The sequence below is a fragment of the Ruegeria atlantica genome, from assembly GCF_001458195.1.
Classification (GTDB): Bacteria; Pseudomonadota; Alphaproteobacteria; order Rhodobacterales; family Rhodobacteraceae; genus Ruegeria; species Ruegeria atlantica.
Genome location: NZ_CYPU01000072.1, coordinates 193,181 through 203,369, shown reverse-complemented (window position 1 = coordinate 203,369; position 10,189 = coordinate 193,181). Strand labels below are relative to the sequence as shown.

At 58.3% G+C, this 10,189-nt stretch carries 11 protein-coding genes; all 11 read right to left on the bottom strand.

The genetic code is table 11. The annotated features are described in order from the left end of the window. Nucleotides 1-530: formate--tetrahydrofolate ligase (locus RUA4292_RS21975; protein ID WP_145975041.1), on the bottom strand; the 530-nt coding region annotated here is incomplete at its 3' end. Between the two features lie 165 nt (nt 531-695). Continuing rightward, complete coding sequence (locus tag RUA4292_RS21970) at nt 696-1,271, bottom strand: MOSC domain-containing protein (RefSeq protein WP_058279523.1); 576 nt, start codon at nt 1,269-1,271, stop codon at nt 696-698. Between the two features lie 108 nt (nt 1,272-1,379). Next, a complete protein-coding gene (gene ftsH / locus RUA4292_RS21965) occupies nt 1,380-3,296 on the bottom strand; it encodes an ATP-dependent zinc metalloprotease FtsH (RefSeq protein ID WP_058279522.1) in 1,917 nt (638 codons plus the stop codon). Between the two features lie 76 nt (nt 3,297-3,372). Further along, complete coding sequence (gene tilS, locus RUA4292_RS21960; RefSeq protein ID WP_082637221.1) at nt 3,373-4,626, bottom strand: tRNA lysidine(34) synthetase TilS; 1,254 nt, start codon at nt 4,624-4,626, stop codon at nt 3,373-3,375. Beyond that, nucleotides 4,623-5,450, bottom strand: a complete 828-nt coding sequence (ybgF, locus tag RUA4292_RS21955; RefSeq protein WP_058279547.1) for a tol-pal system protein YbgF — start codon at nt 5,448-5,450, stop codon at nt 4,623-4,625. The genes tilS and ybgF overlap by 4 nt, the downstream gene beginning before the upstream one ends. A gap of 4 nt (nt 5,451-5,454) precedes the next feature. Further along, the gene (gene pal, locus RUA4292_RS21950) at nt 5,455-5,958 is read right to left on the bottom strand and encodes a peptidoglycan-associated lipoprotein Pal (RefSeq protein ID WP_058279521.1); all 504 of its coding nucleotides are present in this window, start codon (nt 5,956-5,958) and stop codon (nt 5,455-5,457) included. A gap of 89 nt (nt 5,959-6,047) precedes the next feature. After that, nucleotides 6,048-7,367 (bottom strand): Tol-Pal system beta propeller repeat protein TolB, encoded by a 1,320-nt coding sequence (tolB, locus tag RUA4292_RS21945; protein ID WP_058279520.1) that lies wholly within the window; start codon nt 7,365-7,367, stop codon nt 6,048-6,050. Next, the gene (gene tolA, locus RUA4292_RS21940; protein WP_058279519.1) at nt 7,364-8,464 is read right to left on the bottom strand and encodes a cell envelope integrity protein TolA; all 1,101 of its coding nucleotides are present in this window, start codon (nt 8,462-8,464) and stop codon (nt 7,364-7,366) included. Before tolA ends, tolB begins: the two co-directional genes overlap by 4 nt. Nucleotides 8,465-8,473: 9 nt before the next feature. After that, nucleotides 8,474-8,950 (bottom strand): protein TolR, encoded by a 477-nt coding sequence (gene tolR, locus RUA4292_RS21935; protein WP_058273222.1) that lies wholly within the window; start codon nt 8,948-8,950, stop codon nt 8,474-8,476. A gap of 1 nt (nt 8,951) precedes the next feature. Further along, a complete protein-coding gene (tolQ, locus tag RUA4292_RS21930; RefSeq protein WP_058279518.1) occupies nt 8,952-9,647 on the bottom strand; it encodes a protein TolQ in 696 nt (231 codons plus the stop codon). A gap of 111 nt (nt 9,648-9,758) precedes the next feature. After that, nucleotides 9,759-10,166 carry a tol-pal system-associated acyl-CoA thioesterase gene (gene ybgC / locus RUA4292_RS21925; RefSeq protein WP_058273220.1) on the bottom strand — a complete coding sequence of 136 codons (408 nt, stop codon included), beginning with the start codon at nt 10,164-10,166 and terminating at the stop codon, nt 9,759-9,761. Nucleotides 10,167-10,189: the final 23 nt, after the last annotated feature.

Below are 10,189 nucleotides of genomic sequence, written 5' to 3'. Positions count from 1 at the left end.
CGCAGGGCACGGTCATTCATATCGACCACGCGACGCCATGCGACGCGGCGTACATCGATCTCGGCTTCATTGCCCCAGTAGATGTGGTTGTCGATCATCGCCGACAGCAGCGAATGCGCCGAGGTGATCGCGTGGAAATCCCCGGTAAAGTGCAGGTTCATTTCCTCCATCGGAACAACCTGCGCGTAACCGCCCCCTGCAGCGCCGCCCTTCATGCCGAAGTTCGGGCCCAGCGAGGCTTCGCGGATACAGATCATCGCATTCTTCCCAATGCGGTTCAGACCATCACCCAGACCAACGGTCGTGGTCGTCTTACCCTCACCCGCAGGCGTCGGGTTGATCGCGGTGACCAGCACCAGCTTGCCGTCTTCTCGACCCTGAACCGAGTTGATGAACTCCTGGCTCACCTTCGCCTTGTCATGGCCATAGGGCAGCAGATCAGCAGAATCGATGCCAATCTTAGCGCCAATTTCCTGAATAGGCTTCTTCTGCGCCTCGCGCGCGATTTCAATGTCCGATTTATAGCTCATTGGGCAAAACCCCCGGTTGAATTCCCTGCAAACCGGCGCAGATGGGCCGGTGCTGGTCAATCCATACCGTTGTGTACAATCCCGATGGATAGAGATTCCGACATATTCAAGCCATGAAACGGCGTAGCGTCATTTCACCGGTTTCAAATCGAAAACGCTTGACGTTTAGGGCGCCCACGCCCGCTGATCTGGCACGAACAGACTCATCTGGTCCCCCAACCGCAGCTGTCCGGGTCGTTCCACCCACGCAGTCACACCCCTTCGGCCCTGTGCTGCGGGCTTGAAGGACGCCCCGTACCCGGGTTGATCGGCTTCGATCTCACGACCGGGAATGACGCAGGGGCGGTTTTCCATATCCACAGTTATCGTGACACCGTCGCGGACCTGCAAACGCGAGGATGGCGGAAGGTATGTGAAGTCCGGAATGCCGCGCAACAGGATGCTGACGCCCAGAAACGAAGGGTCCAGCCGATCCAGCCCCATCTCTTTAGCAGTGGCGTCCATTTCCTCGGCGGACAGAACAGACAATTGGCGCACGTTGCGGATTTCGGTGCCTTGCGGATACAGATTCTTGACCCTGACACATGAGGCCCGGTTGAGACCCTCGTGCCGCTCGCCTTTGTCCCCTGAGAAATCCAGATTCAACGCATCGACAGCTTTGGCCCGGATCGAGCCACCCGCAGGCACGTGACCCAGCCAAACAACTTCACCCGTGAATTCTGTTTCTCGCAATATCGGCATTTGAAATCCCCTTCGGCTGCGGGCTGTCAAAATCGTACTAAAAGTCAAACCAGCCCATTTGAAAAGCTGAAAAGAAAAGACCCGGGACTTGGCCCGGGTCTGTTTTCTTTATGCCGATGGTTCCGGCTCCATCCCACCGTCGGGCGGGGTCTTTTTGACCTTGGTCTTGGGAATGGCGGTAACGCTGGGCGCGCTGCCTTCATCCGGCTTATCACCCTCGTCATCACCATCGGTCGGCGATTCGCCATTCATGACGCGCTTGATCTCGTCCCCGGTCAGGGTTTCGTACTCCAGCAAGCCTTGCGCCAGACGTTCCCATTCCTCGTTCTTGTCGGACAGGATCTTGTGCGCGCGCTCATAACCCTGCTGGATCAGGCGTTTCACCTCTTCCTCGATCAGCTCTTTGGTATGCGCTGAAACCGAGAAGCCAGCAGTGTTGCCCGAATAGCCGTCATGCGCCTCGGCATAATCAATGTTGCCGACCTTGTCAGACATACCCCAGCGCATCACCATGGCACGCGCCAACTGGCTGGCCTGCATGATGTCACCAGCGGGACCGTTCGAGACGTGATCTTCACCGTATTTGATCACCTCGGCGGCTTTGCCTGCCATGGTCATGGCCAGCTTTTGCTCACATTCGTCGCGGTGATAGTTCAGACGGTCCATTTCCGGCAGTGACACCACCATACCCAACGCGCCACCGCGCGGAATGATTGTCGCCTTGTAGACCGGATCGCAAAGCGGCAGCGACAGACCAACGACCGCGTGACCAGATTCGTGATAGGCGGTCTTTTCCTTCTGGTCTTGCGTCAGCACCATCGAACGGCGCTCGGCCCCCATCATCACTTTGTCCTTGGCGTTCTCAAAGTCCTCCATGGTGACAAAGCGACGGCCAACGCGCGCCGCCATCAGTGCGGCCTCGTTCACGAGGTTCGCCAGGTCAGCACCCGAGAAGCCCGGAGTACCACGCGCGATGATGCGCAGGTCGACATCGGGGCCCAGAGGTGTCTTGCGCGCGTGCACGCCCAGGATCTTCTCGCGGCCTTTGATGTCGGGGTTGCCGACAGTCACGTTGCGGTCAAAACGACCGGGGCGCAGCAGCGCAGGGTCCAGAACGTCCTTACGGTTGGTGGCCGCCAGAATGATCACACCCTCATTGGCTTCGAACCCGTCCATCTCAACCAGCAACTGGTTGAGGGTTTGTTCGCGTTCATCATTCCCGCCGCCGTAACCGGCACCACGATGGCGGCCGACGGCGTCGATTTCGTCGATGAACACAATACAGGGCGCATTCTTTTTGGCCTGTTCGAACATGTCACGCACACGGGATGCACCGACACCAACAAACATCTCAACAAAGTCAGAGCCTGAGATGGTGAAGAACGGCACCCCCGCCTCACCCGCAATCGCACGGGCCAGCAGCGTTTTACCGGTACCCGGAGGGCCAACCAGCAACGCGCCTTTCGGGATCTTACCGCCAAGGCGGCTGAACTTCTGCGGGTTACGCAGGAATTCCACGATCTCTTCCAGCTCTTCCTTGGCCTCGTCGATGCCTGCGACATCGTCAAATGTCACGCGGCCATGCTTTTCGGTCAGCATCTTGGCCTTGGACTTGCCAAAGCCCATCGCGCCGCCTTTTCCACCGCCTTGCATCCGGTTCATGAAATAGACCCAGACACCAATAAGCAGCAGGAAGGGCAGCAGTGTGATCAGGAACGACTGGAAACCGGATTGCTGCTGTTTCTCGGCACGAACAGGAATGTTCTCGTCGATCAACAGTTTGGTGACCTCGGCATCGCCGGGTTTGATGGTGACATAGTTGGCACCGCTTTGCGTGGTATAGCGAATCTGTTCGCCATCTAGGGTCACATTCTTGACTTCGTCGGCTTGAACGGCGGTTACGAAATCAGAATAAGTTCTTTCATTGCTCTGAAGTGTCCCGCCTGGTCCGCTGAACAAATTGAACAGTGCAAGGATCAGCAAAAACAGAACGACCCAGAAGGCGATGTTACGAGCGTTGCCCAAGGAAAGTCTCCCAAAAGATTTCGGCAGATGGGGGTCTGCCGGGTTGCTCTATAAAATAGAGATGATTCAAGGAGGTTCAATGCGATAAAAAAGAAGAATGAAACTCGGGCGTTCCGGGGGCCAATTCAGCCGTCCATCCATTCAACAATCTGGCGGTTGGAGCTGATACCAGTTCATCCCCCAGCCAAACAGCGGGTGAAGCCAACAAGACCTGACGTGGTTTACCCAAGTCCCGCCAATCTGGAACCCTAGGCAGGCCTTGCTCGCCTAATGGTCGGATTTGTACACCAGCGGTCGAAGGTCCTGACAGAATCCAGCGTTTGTCCCATGGCTCGCCGGGGCGCACGATTTCGCCCTGAACGGCGTTTAGCTCTCTGCAAATCCACGTTTTATTGACCTTTGGGACAAACAAACAGCCATTGATCGACGTAACGGTACCCTCTTCAACGGCCTTCACAGCCTGATCCACCGACGTTTGGCGTGGTGGATACCCCGCTCCGGCGATCCACGCGATGCAGCCGATCACAAGCCGGCGCTGGATTTCCTGAGGCAAAGACAGAAAGGCGGTGCGATCCAAGCAAACATCACCGGTTTCCACCACGGCGATTTTTCGGGCGGATTCCTGCGTAAAACGCTCCAATGCCTCACGCGCCTGTGCAAGGTTTTCTGCGACTCGGGTCAAAGAACTGGCCGTGATCCCCAAATCCTTGAGGTCAGACAAGGCCTGCCGTGCCTTGATCCGGTCAAACCGGAGGTCCTGATTCGAGGGATCTTCGATCCAGCCAACTCCCTCACCAGACAGATAGCCACGCAATGCTTGCCTTGTTATACCCAGCATCGGCCGCAACATCGTCACGCCATCCAAAATCCGTTCAACCGGCATGCCCGACAGACCCGTAACACCAGCTGCGCGACCCAGTCGCATCAGGAAGGTTTCGGCCTGATCATCCGCGTTGTGGCCTAACGCAATCGCGCTGATCGCATTGCGCGTGGCCCATTCGGTCAACATCCGATAACGCGCCTGTCTGGCCTGATCCTGAAGGTTCCCCTGACCGGCCCACCCTGTCCATTTCAACGTTTGATGCGAGATACCCAAACGCGCGGCAAGCTCGCTCACCCCTTGGGCCTCGTTCGCGGATTCGGGGCGCAAACCGTGGTCAACGGTTGCCGCAAACAGCTTAACCTGCTCGATTTGGGCAATATCGTTCATTAGCAAAAGCAGGGCGACTGAATCGCCCCCGCCAGAGACAGCCACACCCAGACGCGAAGGAAGGGTCTTGGGTAAACGCGCCCGAATCTCGGCGCGCAGTTCTTCAGCGTTTTCGGTCAAGAACAGCCCAGGCTTGCCATTTCCTGTGTGGCATTGGTGGCCGAGGTCGAAGACGGGAACCGCACGCCCACCTCGCCCAGAGTGATGCAAGCCTGATCGGTCTGACCCAGACGCCCCAGCGCCGAGCCCAACTCAAACAGTGCCTCGGGTGCGAATGCACCTTCGGAATCGCCGGTAAAGCTGGCCAGAAAGGCCCGCGCGGCCTCGCGCGTATCACCGATCCCAACAAGCGCCCGCCCTCGTTTCAGGTTGGCTTCGGGGGCCAGCGGACTGCCGGGATACGAGGTTTCGAATGTGGCGAACTGATCCGCTGCGGCCTGATAGTTGCCATCCGCCAGCGCCTGTGATGCCGCATCAAAGTCCGCGCGCTCACCCACTGCAAGTTCACCTTGATCGGTCGGTGCCGTCGGGTTTGCTGGTGTTGCGGGTGCCGCAGCGGTGATTTCGGTTTCGCCACCCAGGGTCGAGGTCTCGCCAAGCGTGCTGAGATCTCCACCTTCCAACTCAACCAAGCGGAATTCCAGATCGCCGATCCGGTTGGTCCCGTCAGTGACGATGTTTTGCACGCGCTGGTTCAACTGCTCGGTCTGGCGGGTCAGGCGCTGCAATTCAGCCTCAATGGCGTCAACACGCTCCAAAACGGAACTGCCAGCCAGATTGGGTGCTGGAGATCCGGTGGTTGAAAACTCGCGCTTAAGGCGCTGAACCTCGACGTGCAGCACCGTTAGCTCCTGACGGATATCCGCCAGGGTTTGCTGATCCTGTGCACTTGCCACGCCCGCAGTCGCCACGACCGCAGCCAGAACCCATCCTGCAATTCGCATCATCTTACCCCAAAGTTGAACCGGTCAGGACCGTTACCGCACGGCGGTTTTTGGAATAGCATTCCTCGGTGCTGCAAATCTCGATCGGGCGTTCCTTGCCGAAACTAACCGTGGTCAAACGGTTGCCGGCAACCCCACGTGAAATCAGGTATTCACGCGCCGCATTCGCGCGACGCGCGCCTAGAGCGAGGTTATACTCGCGAGTCCCCTGTTCGTCCGCGTGACCCTCGATCGTGGCGACGAAATCTGTATTGGCCAGCAGCCAGTCTGCCTGTCCCTGCAAAATCGTCTGCGCCTGCCCGGTCAGGGTCGATTGATCGACCTCAAACAGCAAGCGGTCACCAACAGTTTGCTGGAAATAGGCCGGTGACTGGGGGTCGCTGGGCGAACCCGGCAGGATCGAACCGTTACCGCCCGCGCCACCGCCCAGTGCCGAAGGATCGTTGTTGGTACAGGCGGCCATTACACTTAGCACGCCCAATGCTATGACTTTGCTCAATACATTCATTTCAGGTGCCTCGTCGTTTTATTGCTTTATTGCTGTCTCTGTTATCACAGTGCAGGAAATTTGTGAACTTTTCCAACCCCCTGCCCCGATCACTTCTGCAGTGGTCCCCAGGATGGATCGCTGCCGCCATCCGGTGTACGTACCGGGCGCAGGTTCCGACCCGAGATATCCACCGAATACAGTGTCGCCCGACCGCTTGCGCCCTGCGATTCACGGGTGAACATGATGACGCGACCATTCGGCGACCATGTTGGCCCCTCATCCAGGAAGGACGACGTCAGCAGGCGTTCCTCGCTGCCGTCTGTCCGCATGACGCCGATATGGAACCGACCCTTGTTCTGTTTGGTAAAGGCGATCAGGTCACCACGCGACGACCAGACCGGTGTACCATACCGCCCCTGCTTAAAGCTGATGCGGGTCGCCTCTCCGCCATTTGCGGGCATGATGTACAGTTGAGGTGTGCCAGAGCGGTCGCTTTCGAACACGATCTGCGACCCGTCCGGGGAATAGCTGGGCGCGGTCTCAATGGCAGGTGTGTTCGTCAGCCGCACGCTTTGGCCCGAGGCCAGATCCATTTTCCAAAGGTCCGTGTTGCCGCCCTGAATCAGCGAATAGACGATGGAGCGGCCATCCGGCGAAAAGCGCGGCGAAAAGCTCATGGTGCCGTCTTGTGTCTTCAATTCGGTCCGTTTGACGCGATCAACGTCCAAAACATAAATGCGCGGCTGACCGGTTTCATAGCTGGTGTACAATAGCCGATCGCCCGAGGGCGAAAAGCGTGGCGCCAGAACAATCGCGGCGCTGTCGGTGAGGTACTGAACGTTCGCGCCGTCGTAGTCCATGATTGCCAGACGCTTCAGACGCTGGTTCTTTGGGCCGCTTTCGGACACAAACGCGACGCGGCTGTCAAAGTAACCGCTCTCGCCGGTCACTCGGGTATAAACCTGATCGGCCACTTTGTGTGCCATGCGCCGCCAGCCATCTGTGGTGCCGGAAAACTGCAGACCATTGCCCAATTCCTGACCCGAGAACACGTCCCAAACGCGGAATCGCACAGTCAGGCGCTTGCCAGAGACGTTGACTGCACCTGTCACCAAGGCCTCGGCATTGATGGCCTTCCAATCGGCAAATTGCACAGGGGCTTCGAAACTGCTGACCCGGCTGATGAATGCATCTGAAGAAATTTCACGGAACAGCCCAGTTCCGGTCAGATCCGCCGCTACGACGCGCGATAAGTCGTTTGCGTATTGTGTGGCTGCTGGCCCGTCGGGCACGAAATTTGGCACCGCAAAAGGCAAGGGTTCAATAATCCCCTGATCCAGCTCAAGACGCAGGGGTCCGCTTTGCGCATACACTGGCGCTGCCAAAACTGTCAGGCCAAGCAAAAGGCTGGTCAGAAATCTCATCATTTGATCCGCATCCTCTCGGGATTGAATGTAATCTCAATATCCCGCCATTGATCGTATTTGTCAGTAGGCAGGGTGTATCCTTTGGCCCCGCAGCGCAAAATCGCTCGCCGGGCGGCCTCGTAGGCTTGTCTTGCAGATGCGTCAGTCCCGCCGGAACTGTCGATCATTTGCAGTGTACCGCCGAGCACCTTACCATCCGGTGTCAGCGAGAACCCGACCACAACGACCGTTTGCAGTGCGTCCGTGGACAGAGAACCAACGTTCCAGCACTTCGACACAGCCAGTCGCATTGCATCCTTCTCACCCGCAGTCAGGGGTGGGCCAGACGGTTCGCTGCTCTGCCCCAGCGCCTCGGCCAGTGCGTCGTTGATCGCGGTTTCATCACTTGGCGCGGGCTCTGGTTCGGTCGGTTCTTCGGTCTCGGCCACTTCAGGCTCTGCCGGGGGCGTCGGTCGGTTCGGTCGCACCAGCGGACGCGGAGAGCTGCGCGGCGCATATTCCTTGGCTTCTTCCGCCTCGGTCACGATTTCATCCGTGGCCTCTTCGGGTGCCGTTTGATCCTGCTGTTCTTGCTGAGTTTCAGCTCCCTCGTCCAGCGATACAGCCGGGGATTCAATATCATCTGGTGCGGCTTCAGGCGGCGGCGGCGCGACAGGTTCAGGCGCTACTTTATCCGCAGGCCGCGGCTGTGCCTCGGGCCCTGGCGGGGTGGGCAAAACGACGGCCTCGGGTTCTGGGGGGGCCAATTCGGGGGGCTGTTCGATCACGACCGGTTCGGGTGGGGGGGCCAGTGGTTCTGGTTCCAGCTCTGGCTCTGGTTCATTTGGCTCAGACACTTCAGGTGTCGGAGGTTCCTGCTCCACCGGTTCAGGGGTGGGGATTTCCTCTTCGTGCGCATCGGGCTGTTGCAGGGCAGTTGGCGTAGGCAGCTCAGGCGCCTCACTCTGAGCCGTCATTGCTGCGAACTGTTCAGCCGAGATCACCGAGATATCCTGAACAGGCATAGGCAATGGTTCGGACCGAAAGGTGCCGCCAAACAAAGCCCACGAAATCAAACTGACATGGGCAATTGCCGAGATCTTGGTGCCGGTATCCACCGCGCGGCCTCACTCTCCACCTTCGTCCAACGCGGGGCCGCCGGTGTCGGTCACCAGCCCCACATTGGAAAACCCACCTGCATTCAGCGCACCCATAACCTGCATAACCTGCGCATAAGGGATCGCACCATCCGCGCGCAGGAACACCCGGTCACTGCTGCGTTCTGCCGCAATGGCGCGCAGCTTGCCAATCAACTCTTCGCGGGCAACATCGGTGGTTTGAATCTGAATGCGCCCTTCTGCAGTCATCGTGACTGTCAGCGGTTCTTCGTTATCGCCCGGCAATGCGCTTGCCGCCGTCTTGGGTAAGTCCACCGGCACGCCAACGGTTAGCAGCGGTGCCGCAACCATAAAGATAATCAGCAACACCAACATAACGTCTACAAAAGGCGTCACGTTGATCTCGGCCATCGGCTGCGCCCGCCCGCGACGACGGCCGCGTCTGCGCCCGTTCCCGCCTCCGTTCTGCTGAACCGCCGCACCCATCTTAGCTGTCCAACTGACGCGACAGAATGGTGGCGAACTCGTCGGCAAAAGCCTCGTAGCCAGCCACGATCCGATCACTGTCTGAACTGAGCTTGTTGTAGAAAATTACCGCCGGGATCGCAGCCAACAGACCCAGGCCCGTGGCCAAAAGCGCTTCGGCAATGCCGGGTGCCACAACGGCCAGGTTGGTGTTTTGCTGCTCGGCAATCTCAATAAACGCGTTCATGATGCCCCAAACGGTCCCGAACAGGCCAATGAACGGCGCGGTCGATCCCACCGTCGCCAAGATGGGCAAACCTTTTTGCAGTGTCTCGGACTCTTTGGCGATCGCGACATCCATCGAACGGTCAATCCGCGCAGTGGCCCCCGCGATCAGCCCGCCATCCGTTCGGTGCGACCTGCGCCATTCGATCATGCCAGCGGCAAAAATCTTCTCGGAACTGCCGTCGGGCTGCGATCCGATATGTTCGAACAGCTCATCCAGCGGGTTGCCGGACCAAAAGGCCTCGTCAAACACCTGCGCCTCTCGGCGGGCCGCGCGATAGTTGATCAATTTCTGAATGATAATCGCCCAAGACCAGATGGATGCAGCGATCAGCATCAACATCACCAGTTTGACGACAAAGGTCGCGCGGGCATACAGCCCCCACATGGAGAAATCGATCTCCTGCGCCAGCGCCAGCGTTTCAGCTTCCATGAACCTGCTCTTTGTTTTTTGCCTGACGGCCGTTCGTTTGGCCTTGTTTTTCCAAACGCTATCGCAGTTGGTTACGAAAAGCCAACATAACCACCCCAGACCGACAAATTGTTACATCAATGCGCGAATCTCTGCCGGAAGGCGGACCGGCTTGCCCTGCGCATTCATGCAAACAGCAGTCACCGAGGCGCGGAAGATCTCGGTCTCCCCCCTCTTGACCAGCTGGCCCATGGTCAGCCGCACACCAGAGATTGACGACAGCCATGTTTCAACGATCAGCTCATCATCGAACTTCGCGGGCGCGACGTAATCCGCCTCGATCCGGCGCACGACCCAGACGATCCCGCCATCGCGCATCGCGTTCTGATCATTGCCCAGACGGCGCACATAGTCAGATCGCGCGCGTTCGATAAACTTGAGGTAATTCGCGTGGTATACGACCCCGCCCATATCGGTGTCTTCATAGTAGACCCGGATCGGAAAGATATGCTTGTGGGGCGCATCAGCTTCATTGGCCATGATATCAGGTCCGGTCTCTCAAA

What these genes read in the sequence shown, in the direction of transcription:
- tolR (WP_058273222.1), bottom strand. Translation starts at nt 8,950, where the DNA reads ATGGGTGCGGCGGTTCAGCAGAACGGAGGCGGGAACGGGCGCAGACGC.
- pal (WP_058279521.1), bottom strand. Translation starts at nt 5,958, where the DNA reads ATGAATGTATTGAGCAAAGTCATAGCATTGGGCGTGCTAAGTGTAATG.
- tolB (WP_058279520.1), bottom strand. Translation starts at nt 7,367, where the DNA reads ATGATGAGATTTCTGACCAGCCTTTTGCTTGGCCTGACAGTTTTGGCA.
- tolQ (WP_058279518.1), bottom strand. Translation starts at nt 9,647, where the DNA reads ATGGAAGCTGAAACGCTGGCGCTGGCGCAGGAGATCGATTTCTCCATG.
- ybgF (WP_058279547.1), bottom strand. Translation starts at nt 5,450, where the DNA reads ATGCGAATTGCAGGATGGGTTCTGGCTGCGGTCGTGGCGACTGCGGGC.
- RUA4292_RS21970 (WP_058279523.1), bottom strand. Translation starts at nt 1,271, where the DNA reads ATGCCGATATTGCGAGAAACAGAATTCACGGGTGAAGTTGTTTGGCTG.
- ybgC (WP_058273220.1), bottom strand. Translation starts at nt 10,166, where the DNA reads ATGGCCAATGAAGCTGATGCGCCCCACAAGCATATCTTTCCGATCCGG.